The 21,759-nt window shown below is 68.0% G+C and carries 16 protein-coding genes; 10 read left to right on the top strand and 6 right to left on the bottom strand.

What is annotated here, in order from left to right; genetic code table 11:
- Positions 1-102: 102 nt before the first annotated feature.
- The 10 genes from R5O87_RS04885 (at position 103) to R5O87_RS04840 (ending at position 12,097) form a co-directional block, all read left to right on the top strand.
- On the top strand, positions 103-2,928 hold the full coding sequence (locus R5O87_RS04885) for an aconitate hydratase (RefSeq protein WP_410557501.1): 2,826 nt from the start codon (positions 103-105) through the stop codon (positions 2,926-2,928).
- 151 nt (positions 2,929-3,079) lie between these two features.
- Positions 3,080-5,053, top strand: coding sequence for a 1-deoxy-D-xylulose-5-phosphate synthase (gene dxs, locus R5O87_RS04880; protein ID WP_410557500.1), 1,974 nt, complete (start codon positions 3,080-3,082; stop codon positions 5,051-5,053).
- Positions 5,050-5,595 carry a DUF402 domain-containing protein gene (locus R5O87_RS04875; RefSeq protein ID WP_410557499.1) on the top strand — a complete coding sequence of 182 codons (546 nt, stop codon included), beginning with the start codon at positions 5,050-5,052 and terminating at the stop codon, positions 5,593-5,595. Before dxs ends, R5O87_RS04875 begins: the two co-directional genes overlap by 4 nt.
- The gene (locus R5O87_RS04870; RefSeq protein ID WP_410557498.1) at positions 5,592-6,152 is read left to right on the top strand and encodes a hypothetical protein; all 561 of its coding nucleotides are present in this window, start codon (positions 5,592-5,594) and stop codon (positions 6,150-6,152) included. The genes R5O87_RS04875 and R5O87_RS04870 overlap by 4 nt, the downstream gene beginning before the upstream one ends.
- 100 nt (positions 6,153-6,252) lie before the next feature.
- Positions 6,253-6,471 carry a helix-hairpin-helix domain-containing protein gene (locus R5O87_RS04865; protein WP_410557497.1) on the top strand — a complete coding sequence of 73 codons (219 nt, stop codon included), beginning with the start codon at positions 6,253-6,255 and terminating at the stop codon, positions 6,469-6,471.
- An 89-nt stretch (positions 6,472-6,560) separates the two neighbouring features.
- Positions 6,561-7,538 (top strand): aldo/keto reductase, encoded by a 978-nt coding sequence (locus R5O87_RS04860; RefSeq protein WP_410557496.1) that lies wholly within the window; start codon positions 6,561-6,563, stop codon positions 7,536-7,538.
- Entirely contained in the window at positions 7,538-8,572 is a 1,035-nt protein-coding gene (locus R5O87_RS04855) for a nucleoside hydrolase (protein WP_410557495.1), read from the top strand. Before R5O87_RS04860 ends, R5O87_RS04855 begins: the two co-directional genes overlap by 1 nt.
- A gap of 135 nt (positions 8,573-8,707) precedes the next feature.
- Entirely contained in the window at positions 8,708-9,529 is an 822-nt protein-coding gene (locus R5O87_RS04850; RefSeq protein ID WP_410557494.1) for an ECF transporter S component, read from the top strand.
- A gap of 19 nt (positions 9,530-9,548) precedes the next feature.
- A complete protein-coding gene (locus R5O87_RS04845) occupies positions 9,549-10,394 on the top strand; it encodes an energy-coupling factor transporter transmembrane component T family protein (RefSeq protein WP_410557493.1) in 846 nt (281 codons plus the stop codon).
- Positions 10,391-12,097: an ABC transporter ATP-binding protein gene (locus tag R5O87_RS04840; protein ID WP_410557492.1), complete on the top strand. Its 1,707-nt coding sequence runs from the start codon at positions 10,391-10,393 to the stop codon at positions 12,095-12,097. Before R5O87_RS04845 ends, R5O87_RS04840 begins: the two co-directional genes overlap by 4 nt.
- Before the next feature lie 153 nt (positions 12,098-12,250).
- On the opposite strand, the gene R5O87_RS04835 is transcribed toward R5O87_RS04840, so the two are convergent.
- The 6 genes from R5O87_RS04835 to efeU form a co-directional block, all read right to left on the bottom strand.
- Positions 12,251-14,434: a 3-hydroxyacyl-CoA dehydrogenase NAD-binding domain-containing protein gene (locus R5O87_RS04835; RefSeq protein ID WP_410557539.1), complete on the bottom strand. Its 2,184-nt coding sequence runs from the start codon at positions 14,432-14,434 to the stop codon at positions 12,251-12,253.
- Positions 14,435-15,225: 791 nt separating this feature from the next.
- Positions 15,226-16,152, bottom strand: coding sequence for a DUF222 domain-containing protein (locus R5O87_RS04830; RefSeq protein WP_410557491.1), 927 nt, complete (start codon positions 16,150-16,152; stop codon positions 15,226-15,228).
- A gap of 421 nt (positions 16,153-16,573) precedes the next feature.
- A complete protein-coding gene (locus R5O87_RS04825) occupies positions 16,574-17,905 on the bottom strand; it encodes an HRDC domain-containing protein (RefSeq protein WP_410557490.1) in 1,332 nt (443 codons plus the stop codon).
- Between the two features lie 163 nt (positions 17,906-18,068).
- Positions 18,069-19,472 (bottom strand): iron uptake transporter deferrochelatase/peroxidase subunit, encoded by a 1,404-nt coding sequence (efeB, locus tag R5O87_RS04820; protein WP_410557489.1) that lies wholly within the window; start codon positions 19,470-19,472, stop codon positions 18,069-18,071.
- Positions 19,469-20,665 carry an iron uptake system protein EfeO gene (gene efeO, locus R5O87_RS04815; protein ID WP_410557488.1) on the bottom strand — a complete coding sequence of 399 codons (1,197 nt, stop codon included), beginning with the start codon at positions 20,663-20,665 and terminating at the stop codon, positions 19,469-19,471. Before efeO ends, efeB begins: the two co-directional genes overlap by 4 nt.
- 97 nt (positions 20,666-20,762) lie before the next feature.
- A complete protein-coding gene (efeU, locus tag R5O87_RS04810) occupies positions 20,763-21,617 on the bottom strand; it encodes an iron uptake transporter permease EfeU (protein ID WP_410557487.1) in 855 nt (284 codons plus the stop codon).
- Positions 21,618-21,759 lie beyond the last annotated feature (142 nt).

Below are 21,759 nucleotides of genomic sequence, written 5' to 3'. Positions count from 1 at the left end.
CTGACCATGCAGTTTGATGCGACCGGCACTAATTAGGGTGTCCTAACTAGCAAGCGGTCAACCGCGCGACAAAGATGAAACTGTTGCGAGAGGAGTCCTGCGATGAGCACTGTGGACAGCTTCGGTTCAAAAGGCAAACTTGATGTTGCCGGAACCGAATACGAAATTTTCCGGTTGAACTCCGTTGAAGGTTCAGAAACCCTTCCGTTCAGCCTTAAGGTACTGCTTGAGAACCTGCTGAGGACCGAGGACGGCGCGAACATCACCGCCGATCACGTTCGCGCCCTGGCAGGATGGGACCCGAATGCCCAGCCCGACACCGAAATCCAGTTCACGCCCGCCCGCGTGATCATGCAGGACTTCACTGGTGTCCCCTGCGTGGTGGACCTTGCCACCATGCGTGAGGCAGTCAAGGAGCTCGGCGGTGATCCGAAGAGGGTGAACCCGCTTGCTCCGGCCGAGATGGTCATCGACCACTCCGTCCAGATCGACGTTTTCGGTAACTCCGGCGCACTGGAGCGCAACATGGAGATCGAATACCAGCGCAATGGTGAGCGCTACCAGTTCCTGCGCTGGGGCCAGACCGCGTTCGACGACTTCAAGGTCGTCCCGCCGGGAACCGGCATCGTGCACCAGGTCAACATCGAATACCTGGCCCGCACCATCATGACCCGCGAAGTGAACGGCGCGCTCCGCGCCTACCCCGACACCTGCGTCGGCACCGACTCGCACACCACCATGGTCAACGGCCTGGGCGTGCTCGGCTGGGGCGTCGGCGGCATCGAAGCCGAGGCTGCCATGCTGGGCCAGCCGGTTTCCATGCTGATCCCGCGCGTTGTGGGCTTCAAGCTCAGCGGCAGCATCCCTGCCGGTGCCACCGCCACCGACGTGGTGCTCACCATCACCGAGATGCTCCGCAAGCACGGTGTTGTTGGCAAGTTCGTGGAATTCTACGGCGAAGGCGTTGCCGCGGTGCCGCTGGCCAACCGCGCCACCATCGGCAACATGAGCCCGGAATTCGGTTCCACGGCTGCCATGTTCCCGATCGACGACGTCACCCTCGACTACCTGCGCCTCACCGGCCGCCCCGAGGAAAACGTTGCCCTCGTGGAGGCGTACGCCAAGGAACAGGGCCTCTGGCACGATCCCTCCCGCGAACTCCGCTTCTCCGAGTACCTCGAGCTGGACCTCTCCACCGTGGTTCCGTCGATCGCCGGCCCGAAGCGTCCGCAGGACCGCATCGAGCTGACCGAGGCCAAGGACGAATTCCGCCACGACCTCAAGAACTACGTCACCCACGACGCCGACGCCGGCACGCTGGACGAGTCGCTGGAGGAAAGCTTCCCGGCTTCCGACCCGCCCTCGTTCACCACCGGCGGCACGCACGTGACCGACACCGACCGCGTTCCGCCGAAGTACTCCGCCGCGCACGGCGCCGAGGGCCGCCTTTCCAGCCCCGTCGCCGTGAAGATGGAAGACGGCCGCGAGTTCGACCTGGACCACGGAGCGGTGACCATCGCGTCGATCACCTCGTGCACCAACACGTCCAACCCGTCCGTCATGCTCGCCGCCGCCGTGCTGGCACGCAACGCCGTGAACAAGGGCCTCACCGCCAAGCCGTGGGTCAAGACCTCCGTCGCCCCCGGCTCCAAGGTGGTCACCGACTACTACGAGAAGTCGGGCCTCACCCCGTACCTGGAGAAGCTGGGCTTCTACATCGTGGGCTACGGCTGCGCCACCTGCATCGGCAACTCCGGCCCGCTCGAAGCCGAGATCTCCGAGGCCATCCAGGCCAACGACCTCGCCGTCAGCGCCGTCCTCTCGGGCAACCGCAACTTCGAAGGCCGCATCAACCCGGACGTCAAGATGAACTACCTGGCCTCCCCGCCGCTGGTCATCGCCTACGCCCTGGCCGGTTCCATGGACTTCGACTTCGAGACCGATGCCCTGGGCAAGGACGAAGCCGGCAACGACGTCTTCCTGAAGGACATCTGGCCGAACCCGGTCGAGGTCCAGGAAGTCATCGACTCCTCCATCGACAAGGAGATGTTCGCCAAGGGCTACGAGGGCGTCTTCGAGGGCGATGACCGCTGGAAGGCACTCGACACCCCGGCCGGCGACACCTTCGCCTGGGATGAGAAGTCCACGTACGTGCGGAAGCCCCCGTACTTCGAGGGCATGAAGGCCCAGCCGGAGCCCGTCCAGGACATCGCCGGTGCCCGCGTGCTGCTCAAGCTCGGTGACTCCGTCACCACGGACCACATCTCCCCGGCCGGTTCGTTCAAGTCCGACACCCCCGCCGGCCAGTATCTGCTGGCCAACGGCGTGGAGCGCAAGGACTTCAACTCCTACGGCTCGCGCCGTGGCAACCACGAGGTTATGATCCGCGGCACGTTCGCGAACATCCGCATCAAGAACCAGCTCCTGGACGGCGTGGAGGGCGGCTTCACCCGCGACTTCAGCCAGGCTGACGGCCCGCAGGCCTACGTCTACGACGCCGCCCAGAACTACCAGGCAGCCGGCACCCCGCTGGTGGTCCTGGCGGGCAAGGAGTACGGCTCCGGTTCGTCCCGTGACTGGGCAGCCAAGGGCACGGCACTGCTGGGCGTCAAGGCCGTCATCGCCGAGAGCTACGAGCGCATCCACCGCTCCAACCTCATCGGCATGGGCGTTCTTCCGCTGCAGTTCCCGGCCGGCGAGTCCGCTGCCACGCTGGGCCTGACGGGCACGGAAACCTTCGCTGTTGAGGGCGTCACCGCCCTGAACGAAGGCACCACGCCCAAGACCCTCAAGGTCACCGCCACCGCCGAGGACGGCTCCGCCAAGTCCTTCGACGCAGTGCTCCGCATCGACACCCCGGGTGAAGCGGACTACTACCGCAACGGCGGCATCCTGCAGTACGTTCTGCGCCAGATCTCCGCTAACTAGCGGAATCCAGCCGGGTTAGGCCCGGCAAGCAGCGCGATGAGGCCCCGGCCGGTCAGCAGACCGGCCGGGGCCTCTGCGTTTGCACTGCCTCTGGCGTTTGCGCGGAGGCGTTAGAGTTAATAGGCATGTCTACCAGCCGAAGGAGGGGCCGTTGGGAATCTTGGAGACCATCCGGAATCCGCAGGACCTGAGCAAGTTGTCCGCGGCGCAGCTGGATCAGCTGGCCGCCGAGATCAGGGAATTCCTGATCGGCAACGTCTCCCAGACGGGAGGGCACCTGGGTCCCAACCTCGGCGTCGTCGAACTGACTATGGCGGTTCACCGGATCTTCGATTCGCCCCGCGACAGCATCGTCTTTGACACCGGCCACCAGTCGTACGTGCACAAGCTCCTCACCGGACGGCACGACTTCAGCACTCTCCGCCAGCAGGGCGGCCTGTCCGGCTACCCGGACCGCGCCGAGTCCGAGCATGACATCGTCGAAAGCTCCCATGCCTCATCCTCGCTGTCCTGGGCCGACGGCATCTCCCGTGCCCGCCAGCTGACCGGTGACGGCGACCGGTACGTCGTCGCCGTCGTCGGGGACGGCGCGCTCACCGGCGGCATGGCCTGGGAGGCCATCAACAACATCGCCGCGGACAAGAAGCGCCGCGTCGTGATTGTCGTCAACGACAACGGCCGCTCTTACGCACCTACCGTGGGCGGCTTTGCCGACTACCTGGCATCGCTGCGCCCCACCATCGACTCCCTCCGTGCCGCCCCCGCCTACGAGGGTGCCCTGGACTGGTGGAAGAAAAAGCTCCAGAACGGCGGCCCCGCGGGCCAGTTCACCTACAAGAGCCTGCATGCCATGAAGAAGGGCATCAAGGACTGGTGGGCTCCGCAGGGCATGTTCGAGGACCTCGGCATGAAGTACATCGGCCCGGTGGACGGCCACAACCTCCAGGCCATGGAACACGCCCTCTCGACCGCCAGGAACTATGCCGGCCCGGTCATCGTGCACGCCATGACCGAGAAGGGCCACGGGTACGCGCCTGCCCGTGCGCATGAAGCGGACCAGTTCCACGCCGTCGGAATCATCGACCCCGAGACCGGCGAGCCCGCAGAAGCCGGCGGCGCCAAGTCCTGGACATCGGTCTTCGCGGACGAGATCGCAGACATCGCCGATGAGCGCAAGGACATCGTCGGCATCACCGGCGCCATGCTCATCCCGGTGGGGCTGCACAAGTTCGCGGCACGGTATCCGGAACGCGTGTTCGACGTCGGCATCGCCGAACAGCACGCCCTCACCTCCGCGGCGGGCATGGCTTTCGGCGGGCTGCACCCGGTGGTTGCCGTCTACGCCACCTTCCTCAACCGCGCCTTCGACCAGCTCCTGATGGACGTTGCCCTGCACAAGGCCGGCGTGACAGTTGTCCTGGACCGCGCCGGAGTCACCGGCCCCGATGGAGCCAGCCACCACGGGATGTGGGACATGGCCATGGTCCAGATCGTTCCCGGGCTGCACCTGGCCGCGCCGCGAGACGCCACGCGGCTGCGCGAGGAACTCCGCGAGGCCGTCGCCATCGAGGATGCCCCCACTGTCATCCGGTATTCCAAGGGTACGGTCGGCGCCGAGGTGGAGGCCATCGAGCGGCTGGCCGACGGTGTGGACGTGCTGTCCCGCCGCCCGGCCGGATCCACGGAGAACGATGTCCTGATCGTCAGCGTGGGCGCCATGTCCGAGCTGGCCCTGAATGTCGCCAACCGGCTGGGTGCCCAGGGCATCAGCTCCACCGTCGTGGACCCCCGCTGGGTCCTCCCGGTCCGGAAGTCGATCATCGCCCTGGCCGCCAGGCACCGCCTCGTCATCTGCATCGAGGACGGCGTCCGGGCCGGGGGAGTCGGGTCCCGGATCCGTCAGGAGATGCGCGCCGCCGGCGTGGACACCGCGCTGAACGAGGTGGGCCTGCCGGTCGAGTTCCTGGACCACGGAACCCGGAGCCAGGTGCTGGAAAGGGTGGGCCTCACCGCCCAGCAGATCACCCACGACGTCGTTGCCCAGGTGCTCGGGACCAAGGTCCCGTTCGCCCGCCCGCTGCCCGGCCAGGAACACCCCACCACCGGAAGCCTGCCCAAACTGTGAGGGAGCCGGATTCCCTGCAGCCAGGCGAACTGGTGGTGTCCCGGAACCGCAAGTGGGACGGCACGGCTCACTGGGTGGTGCCCGGCCGGTACCTCGGCGAGGACCGGCACGGCTGGTGGATCTTCCAGCCCGCCAATGAGTTCTGCTCCCGCCCGGGCGCCGCGTTCTACACCGCGTCCGACGCCGTGCTCCTGGTTCCACGGACCGGGGAGTTCGTGGTCACCTTCTACGACGACACCTACCCGGGGGACTTCCGCGTCTACGTCGACCTGGCAACGGGCCACGAATGGCGCCGGATCAAGCCCGGCGTCACGGAATTCCACATGATCGACATGGACCTGGACGTCATCCGCTCGGTGAAGCGCGGCGTGTTCGTCGACGACGAGGACGAGTTCGCCGAGCACCGGCTCGGCATGGAGTACCCTGAGACGCTGGTGCGCGCCATGCAGACCGAGTGTGACGCCCTGTTCCTTGCCGTCAAGGGCCAGGAAGCGCCCTTCGACGGCACCGACACCACCTGGTTTACGAGAGGACGGGCATGAGCGGAATCATCCGGGTCTACAAGCGCGACGACGAGGGGACCCTGCTGTTCCGGGAAGCCTGGTTCGACGAGGACTACAGCCAGTTCGTCATGAACCACGGGGCTGTTGGCCACCAGAGCAAGACCCAGGAGACCGACGTCCCGGACGCCGAGGCGGCCGAGCGCCTGATGGACGCCTTCGAGATGGCCTGCACCGAGGACGGTTACGCGGAGATTCCCGACGAGGAGCAGTACTGGGTGGTGGCCCAGTACGCCCTCAAGACCAAGGAAGGCACCAGCCGCGACCGCTACCTCGAGGAAAAAGCCAAGGACGCTCTGTCCGGCCACCTGGCCTGGCGCGGGCTGGGCGTTGTGGAGCGCTCGGAATTCGGCGACGCCAAGCTTAACATCTTCTGCCTCTGCCCGGACGTGAACAAGGCCGTGAACGCCATCAAGGTCTGCATCCGCGGCGAGGACCTCGACTTCACCAAGCTGAGCATCGGCGCCGCCCCCTTCAGCGACCTCTCGGCCCTGAAACTCAAGCATTCACCCAAGCAGGCCGCCGGCTTCACCCTCTAAGCCAGCTTCGCCCCCAAGCCAGCTTCACCACAGGCAGTTCATTCACCCCATGCAGTCGCAGCAACTCAGGCAGTCACAGCACAAGGGAAGGCAGAACGTCATGACAAAGAAGTCAACCAAGCCGGGCCACACGCCGCTTCCGCGGGGCCTCGCCTCGCCCGACCGCAGGATCCTCGCCCATTCCGGCGTGGAGTCCCTCGAGCAGCTGGCGCAGTTCGGCAGGCGCCAGCTGGCGGCGCTTCCCGGCATCTGCCCGCGGACCCTCGCGCAGCTTCAGGATGCGCTGGAGGAGCACGGCCTGGACTTCGCCTCCGCCTGAGCGGGTCCTGTAGCCGGGGCCGGTCCCCGTGAAGCGGGGCCGGCGTCCGGCCGCGAATGCTGCCGCCCGCGCCGTTATAGGGTGATTCCATGACTGAATACCGCCGTCTTGGAAAATCCGGACTGACCGTCTCGGTCGTGGGCCTCGGCTGCAACAACCTGGGCCGGGCAAACACGGTGACCGAATCGCAGGAGGGGACGGACGCCGTCGTACATGCCGCCCTCGACGCCGGGGTGACCCTCTTCGACGTCGCCGACACCTACGGCCGCGAACCGGGACTCAGCGAAACGATGCTCGGCAAGGCCCTGGGGGCCCAGCGCGACGACGTCGTGGTGGCCACCAAGTTCGGCATGGACATGCGCGGGGCCAACGGCGAGGACTTCGGCGCCCGCGGTTCGCGCCGATACGTCATCCGCGCAGCGGAGGCGTCCCTGCGCCGGCTCGGCACCGACTACATCGACCTGTACCAGTTCCACACGCCCGACCCCCAGACGCCGATCGAGGAGACGCTCGACGCTCTGAACGACCTCATCACCAGCGGCAAGGTCCGCTACATCGGCCATTCGAACCGCGCCGGATGGCAGATCGCCGAAGCCGAATTCGTGGCGCGCGCCCGCGGCGGCGCACGGTTCGTGTCCGCGCAGAACCACTACAACCTCCTGGACCGCCGGGCCGAGCAGGAGGTCACCCCGGCTGCCGAGGCCTACGGGCTGGGCGTGCTGCCCTACTTCCCGCTGGCCAATGGCCTCCTGACCGGCAAGTACGCGCAGGACCAGGCGCCGGAAGGATCACGCCTCAGCCACACGCGGACCAATCTGGTGCACGATGCCGACTGGCAGCAGCTGAAGGCGTTCAGCGACTTCGCCGCCGCCCGCGACCTGACCGAAGTGCAGGTGGCCTTCTCCTGGCTCGCGGCACAGCCGTCGGTCAGCAGTGTGATTGCCGGCGCCACCCGTCCGGAACAGGTCCGGCAGAACGCCGGGGCGGTGGCCTGGGTGCCGGACCGTGCCGAACTCGACGAACTGGATGCCATCTTCCCGCAGACCCCCAAGGTGGCCCTGTTCTGATGCCGTCCATCCTGATGGATGTTGACACCGGGATCGACGACGCCCTCGCGCTGGTCTACCTGCTGTCCCGGCCGGAGGTCCGGATCGAGGCCATCACGTGCACGGCGGGCAACGTCGGTGCCCGGCAGGTGGCGCTGAACAACCTCGCCCTGCTGGAACTCTGCGGCCGGGCCGGCATTGAAGTTGCCATGGGCGCGGAAGTGCCGCTGGAGATTCCGCTGGTCACCACAGAGGAGACCCATGGCCCGCAGGGGATCGGCTACGCCGAGCTTCCGCCGCCGAAGCAGGAAATTTCACCGCGGCATGCCGTGGACGTGTGGGTGGAAGCCGCGCGGGCGCGCCCGGGTGAGATCACCGGGCTGATCACGGGGCCGCTGACCAATTTCGCGCTGGCCTTGCGGGCGGAACCGGACCTGCCCAAGCTGCTCAAGGGGCTGGTCATCATGGGCGGCTGCTTCAACTACCAGGGCAACACGACCCCGACGGCGGAATGGAACGTTTCCGTGGACCCGCACGCGGCCGCGGAAGTCTTCGCCGCCTACAGCGGGCTGCCGGAGGAGAACCTGCCGGTGGTGTGTGCGCTCGAGACCACGGAGCGCATCGAGCTGCGGCCGGAGCACCTGCAGCGTCTCGCCGAGGCTGCCGGGGCCGAACCGGAACTCGTGCTGGCCGAGCAGCCGGAGGGCCAGCGCAGCCGCTCGGGCAATCCGCTCGTGGCGTGCCTCTCGGATGCCATCCGTTTCTATATGGAGTTCCACCGGCTCTACGACCAGGGCTTCATCGCCCACATGCATGACGCCTTCGCGGCCGCCGCGGCCATCGGACGCACGCCGTACGGCACGCGGCCGGCCACAGTTCACGTGGAAACGGACGCGCCCCGCCTGGTCGGCACCACTGTGGCGGACTTCCGTGGCATCTGGAAGGAGCCGTTCAATGCCAGGATCGTCACGTCGAACGACCCCGCGCAGTGCTTCGACGAGCTGATCACCTCGGTGGGCGCCCTGGCGGCCGGCATGGGGAAGCGGCCGCTCTAGCGGGACCGTAGCAGGCGTGCGCGCGGGTCGGTAGGATGGTAGCCGCGTCGAGGTGACATTAGGCGCCTGCTTCCGCGCACGCGCAAGATCACGCCACGGGTGCGGGACCCGCCGTTTTCAGCCTAAGGATCCACCATGTCACAGCCGTCCCTGACCCTCCCTCCCACGGACCGGAAAGCTGTCCGCCGCCGGAGGGTCCTCGAACTGCTCGGCGCCGCGGCCATCGCCGCCACCTTCGTCTTCCTGGTCCTCACCCAGCCTGCCGACATTGCCGGCGGGCTCGGCAGCGTTTCCTCGCTCGTCGCGCTGGGCGGCTTCCTCCTCGGCGCGCTGCTGCTGATCGTGGGCGTGCTTCCCACCCTGCCCACGTCCACCGTGGTGCTTATCCCCGTGGCGCTGGTCCTGAACATCGTGCTGGGACAGCTCATGGGCACCAGCGGCCTGCCATTCTACCTCGACTCCATCGGCACGGTGCTCATTGCCGTCCTTGCCGGGCCTGCCGCCGGTGCCGCCACGGGTGCGCTGAGCAGCATCGTGTGGTCGTTCTTCAACCCGACTGTCCTGCCCTTCGCGGCAGGTGCCGCGCTGATCGGCTTCCTGGCCGGGGTGGCCGCACGTTACGGGCTGTTCCGCCGCTTCTACCTTGCTCCGGTTGCTGGGTTCGTCACCGGGATCATCGCCGGTGTGGTGTCAGCGCCGATTGCCGCGTTCGTCTTCGGCGGCACGTCCGGGGCCGGCACCGGCGCGATCGTCAGCGCCTTCCGGGCCATGGGGGACACCCTGCTGGCCGCCATCACCAAGCAGGCCCTGATTTCCGATCCCATGGACAAGGCCATCGTCTTCGCCATCGCCGCCATGCTGGTCTACGCCCTGCCCCGGCGCACCACGTTCCAGTTCCCGTTCGTCCGCCGTTTCCGCGTCCTGGCCGGCAAGGAGCCGGCCGCGCGGAATTCCTGACTCCGGAACCGCCGGCCAGGTGTCCACGCGCCTTAATCCGCTGACCGCGCTGACGGCCGCCGCCGCCGTCCTGGTCATTACGACGGCGGCAGGCAGTTGGGCGGTATCCCTCACCGTGGCAGCCGGCGCAGTGCTGCTGTCCGCCGCCGCGGGCACTGTGCGGCGGGCCCTGCTGGCCGGGGCCGCCATAATTGTGCCGTTCTGGCTTTCGCTGCTGGTGATCCACGGACTCTTCTTCCCGGAGGGGCGCACCATGCTCGCCAGCTGGGGACCTGCCCGGGTCACGGCCGAGGGGCTGGCCTTCGCTTTGGAGATGGGGCTCCGCACCGCAGCCTTCGTGCTGGTGCTCATGGTGTTTTCCTTCAGCGTCCGGGTCCCCGAACTGGTTGCCGCCCTGTCCGCGCGCAGTGTCCCGCCGCAGGTGGGGTATGTGCTGGCGTCCACGCTGCTGCTTGCACCGCTGGTCGCTGCGCGGCTGGAGAAGGTCCGCCAGGCGCAGGAGTCACGGGGCCTCGTGGTGGGGCGAGGGATTGGCAGCCGGGCCGCGGCCATCCGGCTGCAGATGGTCCCGCTGGTGCTGGGCCTGGTGCACGACGCCGGCATCCGTGCCCAGTCCCTCGATGCCAGGGGGTTCCGGAGCGCCGGTCCCCGGACCAGCTACACGGAGGTTCCCGATTCACCCGCCCAGGCAGCGTTCCGCATCGTGGCGATCCTGGTTTCCGTGGCCGCGGTGGGGTGGCGAGTGGCCGGTGCGCTTTCGGCCGGCTCCCTTGCCGCCGGGTCCCAGCCCGTCTTTCAGTATGTTCTCCTTCAGCCCGTCCTCTTTCAATCCGTCCTCTTTCAAGCCGGCGGCGGCGCCGGGTGATCGCTGACAGGGCTGACGCCACCACGCTGCTGGCCTCCATCGACTCGTTTTCGTACCACGGTGACGCCGGCCCTGCGCTGCGCGGGGTTGGGGTGGCCGCCTCGCCCGGCACACTGACGGCGGTGCTGGGCGGGTCCGGCAGCGGCAAGTCCACGCTGGGCCGTCTCCTTGGCGCGTGGCTGCTCGGCGGCCGGGACGGGATGCTGGCCGGGAGCCTGCAGCTGGAGGTGGCCGGGCACCCCGCCGAGAGTGGTCCGCTGTCCTTTGCCGGGGCGGCGGATGACCCCCGGATCGATCCCGGGGCGTGGGCAAGGCACGTCGGCTATGTGCCGCAGGACGCCGCGTCCATGCTTTCGGCGGTCCGCGGAACCGTGGCGGAGGAACTCGCCTTCAGCCTGGAGAACCGCGGAGTTCCGCGGGCCGAGATGGTGCGGATTGTGGCCGATATTGCCCGCCGCACGGGACTCGACGGGTTCATGCAGCGGGATCCCGCAACGCTGTCCGGCGGCGAGCTACGGCGGCTGGCTGTGGGCTGCGCCGTGGTGGACGGTCCCGGCGTCCTGGTCCTCGACGAGCCGCTCGAGTCGCTGGACCAGGCCGGGATCCGGACCGTCGTGGAGCTGGTTCATGCCGAGCTGGCCCGGGGTACCGCCATTGTGGTGCTGAGCCAGCACGCCGACGCGCTGACCCGCGACGCGGAGCGCTGGCTGGTACTGAAGGACGGCGAGGTGACGGCGGCCGGACCACCGGGCAGGATCCTGCAGGGTTCGGCGCTGGCTGAGTCCGGCGTCGTGATCTCGGCCTCCTGCCCAGGGCGCGAATTGCAGCCAAACCCAGACCCAGACCCAGAACCGCGACTGGAGCCCGACGCTGCGTCCGCGCCGGCGCCCAAGCCCGATCCGGGGTCTGAACCGAGCGCTGCTCCGTCTGCGCCGCCCGCTCCGTCTGCGCCGCCCGCTCCGTCTGCGCCGCCCGCGGTGTTGACGCTTCCCGCGGCGGAGGCGGCTGCCGTCGGGACCTCAGCCGTTGAACCCACGGCAGCTTTGGAGCTGGCGAATGTGGCCTTCGGGTTCGGGACGGGTCGGATGGCTGCTGATGACAGCCTGCTCCTGGACGGTGTGGACCTGCGGGTGATGCCGGGGGAAATCGTGGCCGTCACGGGACCCAACGGCGCCGGGAAGTCCACGCTGCTGAGGCTCTTCAATGGCCTGCATCGGCCGCTTCGCGGCGACGTCCGCGTGGCCGGCGAGCCCATTGCCGGTGTTCCGACTGGCTTGGTGGCCCGCCGGCTTGGGCTACTCTTCCAGCACCCCCATGACCAGCTGTTCGAGCGGACCGTGTTGCGGGAGGTGCTGTTCGGGCTGGACCGGCTCTTCGAGTCGGGTGCGCCGGAACGTGCACGGGCAGCCTTGGCCGCCGTCGGACTTGAAGACAGCGGCAGCGTGCACCCCCATGAGCTGCCGGCGTCCGGCCAGCGGCTGTTGGCCCTCGCGACCGTACTCGCGCGGGAACCGTCGGTGCTCGCGCTCGACGAACCCACTGTGGCCCTGGACGCCCACGGCCTCAATCGGCTTACCGCTGCCGTGTCAGCGGCGGCCGGCCGCGGTGCCGCCGTCGTGATGGTCACGCACGACCTTAGGTTCGCCACGGCTCATGCGCACCGGCTGCTCAGACTCGACGGCGGCCGGCTACGGCCGCACTGAGCGATTCCAGAAGCCGCAGGTGCCCTCAGTCCAGCCGCCGGTGCCTAGCGCGCGAACGGACACTTGACGCCCCTCGGGAAGGGCCCTCAAGTGTCCGTTCGCGCTGCGTCAGGGGCGAGGTGTGTCAGGAAGGGGCTGTGTCCGCGCGCTGTGTCAGGAACGGGACGCCACGCCCGGAGGCAGGAACCGTTTGCCGTTGACGCGTTCCGAGGCTCCCACCCTGTCGAGGTAGGGGGTGATCCCGCCCAGGAACATCGGCCAGCCGGCACCCAGGATCATGCACAGGTCGATGTCCTGGGGCGCTGCCACCACGCCCTCTTCGAGCATCAGCCCGATCTCCTCGGCGAGGGCGTCCTGGGTCCGGCGCAGCACTTGCTCGGCAGTCGACGGCGTACTGCCAAAGGACATCAGCGCCGAGGTGGCCGCCGGGATCTCCTGGCCGCCGTCCCCGGACGCGGACCACAGGGAACGGATGTTGTTATCGACCAGTTTCTGCAGGTTCTGCGAGACCGGGAAGCGGTCCCCGAAGGCCACATGCAGGGATTCCTGAACGTGCTGGGCCACCGGCAGTCCCACCATCGCGAGGAGCGTGAACGGCGTCATTGGCAGACCCATCGGCCGCAGTGCGGTATCCGCAACATCGGCCGGCGTGCCTTCGTCAAAGGCGGCCGTGACTTCGCCCATGAGCCGCAGCAGGATCCGGTTGACCACGAACGCCGGGGCGTCCTTGACCAGGACTGCCGTCTTCTTCAGGCCCTTGGCGAGTTCGAAAGCGGTTGCGATCACCCCGTCGTCGGACTTCGGTGCCCGGACGATCTCGAGGAGCGGCATGACCGCGACGGGATTGAAGAAGTGGAAGCCCACCAGGCGCTCGGGGTGCCGCAGGTCCGCGGCCATGGCCGTCACGGACAGCGAGGACGTGTTCGTGGCGAGGATGCAGTCAGGCCGGACGATGGCCTCAAGTTCGGCAAACACCTGCTTCTTGACGCTGAGCTCCTCGAAGACTGCCTCTATGACAAAATCGGCGTCCGCGAACGGCTCCTTGGAGACGGACCCGGTCACGAGTGCCTTGGCCTTCGTGGCAGCGTCGGTGGCAAGCCGGCCCGTGGCCACCAGCTTGTCCACCTCGTTGTGAACGTAACCGACGCCCTTGTCCACCCGGCCCTGGTCGACGTCGGTCAGAACCACGGGGACCCCGAGCTGGCGTGCGAACAGCAGCGCGAGCTGGCTGGCCATAAGGCCGGCGCCCACCACGCCGATCTTCGTGACGGGCCGGGCGAGTTCGCGGCCGGGGGCGCCGGCGGGCCGCTTGGCCCGTTTCTGCACGAGATCAAGGAAGGCGTAGACGGTGGCGCGGAACTCGTCCGTCTGCATGAGGCCTGCCAGCGTTTCGCATTCGAGTGCGGCAGACTCGGCCTGGGTCATGGTGCGGTTCGCCGCCATGATGTTCAGCACCTCCGCCGGCGCGGGGGAGGCATTGGACGTCTTGGCCTCGACGATGGCACGGCCGGCAGCGACGGCGTCCGCCCAGCGCACGGCGACTCCGGGATCAGCCGGATCGACGGCGGCTGGCCGTTCGGGTGCTGTCCCCGAAGCTGCGGTACCCGAAACTGCGGTGCCGGCGACAACGCGCGCAGCCCAGGCGACAGACTGCGCCAGGAAATCCTCCGGCTCGAACAGCGCATCCGCGATGCCGAGCTTGAAGGCTTCGGAGCCGGACAGCGTGCGGTTGTTGTTCAGTGCGTTCTCGATCATCACCTTCACCGCATTCTCCGGCCCGATCAGCCGCGGCAGAAGGTACACGCCGCCCCATCCGGGCACCAGTCCAAGGAAAGCCTCGGGAAGAGCCAGCGCCCCGGCGCCCGTGGACACGGTGCGGTAGGTGGACTGCAGGGCGATCTCCAGTCCGCCGCCGAGGGCCACACCGTTGATGAAGGCGAAGCTGGGAACGCCCAGGTTGGCCAGTGTGGCATAAACATCGTGACCCAGCTGCGCCATCCACAGGCCGTGTTCCCGCTCCTGCAGCTTGGTCACCGCGGAGAGGTCGGCGCCGGCGACGAAGAAGTTGGGCTTCCCCGTCACACCCACGGCCGCGATCTCGCCCGCGGCCGCCCGCTCGCGGAGTCCTTCGAGGACGGTGCCCAGTTCAAGAAGGGTATTGGGTCCGAGCGTGGTTGGTTTGGCGGGGCCCAGTCCGTTGTCCAGGGTGATCAGGGCCAGGATGCCAGGGCTGGCGTGGCCTTCCGTGGCCGGGAGTTCGATGTCCTGGACTGTGGAATGGGTGACCGCCTCATCAGGGAAGAGATCGGCAAGCTTGCGGAAATCAGCGGCGCTCATTCTGTGGCTCCTCATTGAGACTGGCGTGCGGTCGGTGCCCCGGAATAGATGGGACAGCCGGAACTGCCGGGACCGGGCACCGGTGAGCCCAATGTTACTCGTGAGTAATATCGGCTGCAACCGGCGCGAAGCCTCCTTAGGCTGCTGGCGATGACCAGTACGGCCAGGGATCCGCCGGCAGCGGTGGTTCAGGGCCGTCGAAAGCCGTCGGGCTCCCCATGTCGTCAAGGTCGTCGGGAGGTTCCGAAGGTTCGGGGCACTGGTAGCCGCTCGGACCTGGATAGCCGTCGAACCCATTGAGCGGATCCGGAACGTCCGGATGATCTGGAGGCTCTGGCCAGTCCTTCCGGGTGGCAGTTCCCGCCGGTGCTTGCCGGGAGGTGGTTCGGGCCATTCGGGTGGTTCCCAGTCCTGGTGCTCGGCCGGATAGGACCGGCCCATGGGTGAGATCCAGCCCGGCGGGGCGTCCCGGGTGGCGCCGACCGGCCGCCACGCCGTGGAGTGTTTCAGGCGGTGGTGTTTGGGGCAGGGTTGGCCGAGGTTGGCGACGCCGGTGCCGCCGCCGTCGGCCCAGGCGAGGATGTGGTCGGCGTCGTTGTCGAGGGAGTGGTTGTTGCAGTTAGGGAACGTGCATTTGGCGTCACGGAGCCGCAGCCATTGGCGCATTGGTTTGGTCAGCCGGTAGCTGGTGCGTCCGATCTCCAGCGGCGCCCCGTCGCGCGGGTCGGTGAGGACCCGGAGGAATGAGGTTGCGCCGTCGGCGACGAGCCGGCGTGCCATGGACGGCGGGATCAGCCCGTAACCATCCAGTGTGGCAGGTTCCTCGGACAAACCGAGCAGCGAAACACCGGCACCGTAACCAGGACCTGCGCCGCCGGGGACGGAACATCAATCCCACCATCGACTCCCTGAGCTGGGTCAAGCGACCAGCTGGCGAACGCGTCGGCCCGGAGCTGGGTGAGGGTTCGGCTTTCGGTCGGGCCCTGCGCGGCCCGGGCTGCGGCCGTGCTGCGGTTCCAGATCCCGGCCGCCTGGTCCGCGGGCAGATAGGCCGACAGCCAGGCCATGCCGTCACGGTCCGGGGCACACTCCAGCCGCCGGTCCTCCACGCTCTTGTGGTGGCGTTTTTCAATGCTGACCGGATGATGCCGTTCCCGCCAGTACCGTGCCTTCGCCCGGAACCTGGCCGGCGTCAGCTCCCCGGCCGGGCAACCCCGCGCCGGGTTTGGTGCGTCCGGGTCCAGGAAATGCGCCTCAAACACCGCCGCGGCTTCGGCCGCCAGCCCGTCGGTTTCGTCGCACATGATCCGCGCGTGCTGCCACGAGATAGTTCCTGATCCGAGCGCGCCCAGTGCCAACGGCAGATCCTTGGTGAGTTTGGCGGATTCGACCAGCAACCGCTCCGCCGCCCCTTCACTGACGGTCAGGACGCCAGCCACCTCAGCGGTCACCGACATCCGCCGCACAGTGCGGTCCTGCGGGGACGCCCCCGCCGGAGCCATGGCCTCCTCCGCCGCCACGAAACCGGCAGCGAGCTGAACCTTCACCGCCGCCAGCCGCGCCTCCATCACAGCCACACCGGCCAGACCCTCCAGGCACGCATCCGCCTGATCCCCCAAAGGATCCGCCTCATCTGGATCCGCCTCATCGGACAGCGGGAGCCGGACCCGGATCAGCCGCCCGGCGCAGCACAGCAGCCAGCGAAAGAGCAGAGGCACCGGGGGCCTCCAACGTCTCCGCAACCACTGCGTTATCCATACCCACACCATGACAGGGGCCACTGACAATTTGAGGGTGGAAAGCGCACCAGAGACGGGCAGGATCGAAAAGTTTTTTTGATCCGCTCCAGAACGAGAACCAGGTAGCAGCACAGGGCGTTCCCAGCGCTGAGAACGCCCTCAGCTGCTACCTAGTTGGATGCTGTGTCCCGGAAAATGGCGCTGGGACAACTCCGGGACCGGCCGATCAGCACTGGATGCCGCCCCGGATTCGGGGCAGAATTAAGTCAGCGGGCGGAACGACCCCGTTGCCGCACTTGGATTGTGTTGACCTAAACACGCCGCTAGGCGGCCCATTGGTGGCGTTCCGCCCGTCCACTGCGTGTTTTCCCGCGACTACGGCGGTGCCTCTGGGCACAGCCTACGCGGGGGATTCCCTCGGCTCCCTGGCTTCCTTGGGCGGAAGCGGCTGGGGGTTGAGGAACGCCCCGGTGATCAGTGGCGCTACCAGCTGGATCTGCCACGGCCGGGCACCGAGCTCCCGCAGTTCCGCGGCAATGGCGGCTTCGCTGACGTCCGCCGGTGGCCGCCACGCGACGCGGCGGAGGTAGTCCGGAGTCAGCAGGTTTTCGAGCGGAAGCTTGAGTTCGTCCGCCTTCTCCTGCAGCAGCGGCCGGGCCGTCTGCAGCCGCTCGGCGGCCGCAAGGTCACGGTCGGCCCAGACCCGCGGGGGCGGCGGAGCGTTGGTGGGCAGGTGGAGCGGCGGCAGGTCTTCGAGCGCCCGGGCCGCGGCGATGCAGCGCAGCCAGCGCGGGGCCTCCCGCTGGGCGGCCCTGCCATGGAACCCCTTGGTGCCGAGCAGTTGCGGAACGGTTGTCGGCATCGCCTTGGCTGCGGCGACGAGTGCAGAGTCGGGAATGAGCCGGCCGGGGGCCACATCGCGCTTCTGGGCCAGGGCGTCGCGTTCCAGCCACAGCTCCCGCACCGCGGCCAGCTGGCGGCGGTCCCGGATCTGGTGCAGTCCTGACGTCTTGCGCCAGGGGTCCACCCGCGGCGCTGCGAGCCCGGCGGACAGGATTGCGGCGAACTCCTGCTCGGCGTACTCGAGTTTTCCGTCTGCTTCGAGCAGTTCGATAAGTTCCTCGCGCAGTTCCGTCAGAACTTCGACGTCGAGGGCTGCGTACCGGAGCCAGGGCTCCGGCAGGGGACGCGTGGACCAGTCCGCTGCAGAGTGCTCCTTGGCGAGGCCGAAACCGAGCAGCTGCTCGATCACGGCCGCGAGGCCGACGCGGGGAAGGCCGGCCAGGCGGGCTGCCAGTTCCGTGTCGAACAGCCTGTCCGGCCACATGCCCAGCTCCGAGAGGCAGGGGAGGTCCTGGCTGGCGGCGTGCAGAATCCATTCGACGCCGTGCAGGGCATCGTTGATGATCCGCAGGTCCTCGAACGGCTCGGGGTCGATCAGCCAGGTGCCCGAACCTTCCCGGCGGATCTGCACGAGGAATGCGCGCTGCCCGTAGCGGAAGCCCGAGGCGCGCTCAGCGTCCACGCCGGCCGGGCCCGTGCCCGCGGCGATGGCGGCGGCGCAGCGTTCCAACCCTGCCTGGGTTTCGATGACCAGAGGCACCCCGTCGCGGGGGGAATCGAGATCAATGACAACGGGGACCCGGCTGTCAAAGCCTTCCACCGTTATATGGGGTGTGTTTTCAGCAGCCGGAGCGCCGGCTGTGGTGTTATCCGGATTTTGAGGGGTCATGATGACCCTAGTTTACCGGCAGCAGGCCCGAAGCCGGGCCGGAACAGCACGCGCCGCCGTCGGAACTGACGGCGGCGCGGTCCGCATGCCACTGTGAATACTGCCCATGCCGCTGTGAATAGTCGAAACAGGACCAGTCGAACACCGCCCAGGTGAACACGGCTCAGGCGAAGAGACCCTCCCCGACGAAGCCGCCCTGCTTGACGCCCGGCGGCACGGCGAAGAGGCCGGAACCCGTGTGCTTCAGGTATTCCAGGGCCAGGACGTCCTGCTTTGCCATGGCCATTTGCATCGGCACGTAGTGCGTCCGCGGGTCCTTGACGAAGGCAATGAAGAACAGCCCGGCGTCGAGGTGGCCCAGCCCGTCCGAGCCGTCGGTGTAGTTGTACCCGCGGCGGAGCATCCGTACGCCGCCGTTCTGGTCCGCGTGGGCCAAACGGACGTGGGAGTCCATGCCGATGAGCGGCTCGCCATCGTTGCCCTTGATGGCGAAGTCGGGGGCAGTGAACTCCTTCCCACCGGACAGCGGTGCGCCTTCCGCCTTGGTCCGGCCGATCAGGCCTTCCTGTTCGCGGAGTGAGGTACGGTCCCAGATCTCGATGTGCATACGGATGCGCCGCGCCACCAGGTAGCTGCCGCCGGCCATCCAGGCCTCGCCTCCCCGGGATCCGGCGCCGGCCCACACGTGCTCGTCAAGCAGTGCGGTGTCCTCGGCCTTGAGGTTGTTGGTCCCGTCCTTGAAGCCGAAGAGGTTGCGCGGGGTCTGCTGCGCGCGCGACGTCGACGACGTGCGGCCGAAGCCCAGCTGCGACCACCGGACGCGGGCCTTGCCGAAACCGATCCGGGCCAGGTTACGGATGGCGTGCACGGCCACCTGGGGATCATCGGCGCACGCCTGCACCACGATGTCGCCGCCCGTGCGGGCCGGCTCCAGCGCGTCGCCAGGGAAGTGCGGCAGGTCGATCAGCGCGTCGGGGCGCTTTCCGTCAAGGCCGAAGCGGGCCTTGCCGTCCTTCTCGAACAGTGAGGCGCCGAAGCCAAAGGTTAGGGTGAGCCGGCCGGCGTCGAGGTCCAGCGCCTCGCCGGTGTCCTCCGGCGGGGCGTCGTACGGTCCGTCGACGGCGCCGGTGGTACCGGTGGTCCGGCCCGCGGTCATGGCGTCGGCGGCGGCGGTCCAGTCCTTGAGGAGTTGGATCAGCGCCGCTCGGTCTTCGGTGGTGACGTCGAAGGCCGCCATGTGGAGGCGGTCCTGCGCGGCGGTGGTGATCCCGGCCTGCCGGTCGCCGAAGAAGGGGATGACGGAATCGTTGGCAGCCGGCGGCGCTGCTGCGGCCGCGATGGCGTCGTGCCCGAGCAGGCCGGCGGCGATTCCGGCTACCGCTCCCGCGCCGCCCACGCCGGCCAGTCCGAGAAGTCCGCGCCGGGACAGGCGGCGGGTACCGCCGTCGGACGTTCCTGCCGACGCTACGGAAGCGTCGGAGTGCCCGGAACCGCCGGAAAGCACGGAACCGTCAGAGTGCGTGTCAGACGGTGGCTGCTGGCCGCCGCCGAAGGGGCAGCCGCTCACAGCACTACTGCCGCTGTGAGCTTGGACAGCGGCTCGCCGAGGGCATCCACCAGGGCGCTGAGCTGCTGGACCTCGTCCTTGCTCAGCTCGTTGTAGTAGGCAAAGTCGTCGCCCTTGGCGTGCTTCTTCAGTTCGGCCTGCAGGGCACTGAACTTGGCGTCGAGGTCCTTGGCCAGCGCGGCGTCCTTCTGCTCAAGTGCGGGCTTGAGGTTCTCGAACGCGATCCGGGCGCCGTCCACGTTGGCCTGGAAATCCCAGAGATCGGTGTGCGACCAGATTTCCTCCTCGCCGGTAACCTTGCCGCGGGCAACCTCATCCAGCAGTTCCTTGGCGCCGTTGCCCAGCTTGTCCGCGCTCAGCTTCACGGTACGGGTTCGGGTGCTGAGTTCCTCCGTGTCGGCCACGAGCTGCTTGGCGATTGCCGAACGCTCGGCGGACGTCAGCGCCTTGTAGCCGGCCGGCGGGAACAGATCCTTTTCGGCGCGGTGCCAGCCGGTCCATTTCTGTCCCGGTTCCAGGTCCGCCTCGCGGGCGTCGAGCTTGGGGTCGAGGTCGCCGAAGGATTCGGCCACGGGTTCGATCCGTTCCCAGTGCATGCGGGTGTCGGCGTACAGGCTCTTGGCCTTGGCGGCGTCGCCCGCGGCGTAGGCAGCGGCGAATTCCTTGGTTCCGGCCACCAGCTGCTCGGTCTGGTCCTTGACGTAGGCGGTGTACTGGGTGACTCCGGTGTCCACCAGCTTCTGGTGGTCGGCGTCAGCGGCGGCCTGCTTGCCGGAGTCCTTGACGGTGAAGTCGGCGCGGATGCCGTCTCCCTTCATCCCCGGCTTGCAGGCGGTGGTGTACTTGCCGGCCGGCGCGGTGAGCACCAGGTTGCGGGTGATCCCGGGGCCGATGTTCTCCACCTCGGCCACGATCCGAAGGCCGTCTTCGGCGAGCATGTAGAACTCGGTGACCTCGGCGCCGTCGTTCTTGACGGCGAAGGTGAGGTTCCCGCTCGGGGCAACGGTTGCAGAAACCTTGCACTCGGTATCGGTGCTGGTCACCTGGATGCGTCCGTCGGTGGCGCCGGTCGCGTTGGCGTTGGCGTTGTCGGTGCAGGATGCGAGGGCCAGCGGAAGGACCGCGGTGGCTGCCACGACGGCGAGGCGGGCACCGGCAGTACGGCGGGTTTTGGGCGAGGTCAAGCCTGGCATGTGGATTCCTTGGAGGTGTTGGGCTGTTGGGGATGCAGCGGGGGTTTATTGGGGGGTGTTTGGCTGAAGCAGGCGCTGCCGGTCTGGAACCTGCCGGTCAGGAAGCGACGGCGGCAGTTGCGGCCGGGGCTTCCACCGCCGGCCGGAGCTGCGGGCGGAAGTTGGCGCGGAGGTAGAAGAACATGACGGGGACGGCGTACAGGACCCAGGCGGCTGCCTCCAGCCACGTGGTGGCGGGAGAGAAGTTCAGGGTTCCCTTCAGCAGGGTGCCGTACCAGGACGACGGCGGGACGGCGGCCGAAACGTCGAAGGCAAGGCTGTGCAGCCCAGGCAGGATGCCGGCCTCCTGCAGGTCATGGACGCCGTACGCCAGGACGCCGCCGGCGATCACCACCAGGGCCACGCCCGTCCAGGTGAAGAAGCGGGAAAGGTTAACTTTCAGGACGCCGCGGTGCAGCAGGTACCCGAGCCCGGCCGCCACGGCGAGGCCCAGGAGGGCGCCGAACAGCGGCGTTCCGGATTCGCCGCTGGCCTGGGCTGCGGCCCACAGGAAGAGTGCCGTCTCCAGGCCTTCCCGGCCGACGGCCAGGGCCGCGACAAGCACCAGGCCCCAGGCGGCGCCGTCGGCCACGCCATCAACGCGGGAGCGGAGTTCGCTGCCGAGCGTGCGGGCGGTGCGCGCCATCCAGAAGACCATCCAGGTGACCAGCCCGACGGCGACGATGGACAGGCTGCCGCCGATCGCCTCCTGCGCTTCGAAGGTCAGCCCGCGCGGACCAAAGGTCAGCAGCGCGCCGAATCCAACCGACACGGCGACAGCGATTCCCACGCCGGCCCACAACCGGGGGAGCAGCGCACGGCGGCCGCTCTTGGTCAGGTAGGCCATCAGCAGGACGACGATGAGCGTCGCCTCGAGGCCCTCCCGGAGGCCGATGAGGAAGTTGGCTGTCATAAAAAGAGCACCTTCTGCCGGAGGAGCCCGTCTTAGGCTCACCTAAGCACGGGACTTTACACGGCCACGGCGATTAGGCAAAAGAATCGTGCCGTAATTGCCGCGGAAATTACTCCACCGGTTTGGGCAGCCCGGTTTTCGG

Origin of the sequence: Arthrobacter globiformis, from assembly GCF_046536215.2 — a bacterium.
GTDB lineage: Bacteria > Actinomycetota > Actinomycetes > Actinomycetales > Micrococcaceae > Arthrobacter > Arthrobacter globiformis_E.
The sequence above is the reverse complement of the archived record's forward strand: the minus strand, read 5'-3'. Positions and strand labels throughout refer to the sequence as shown.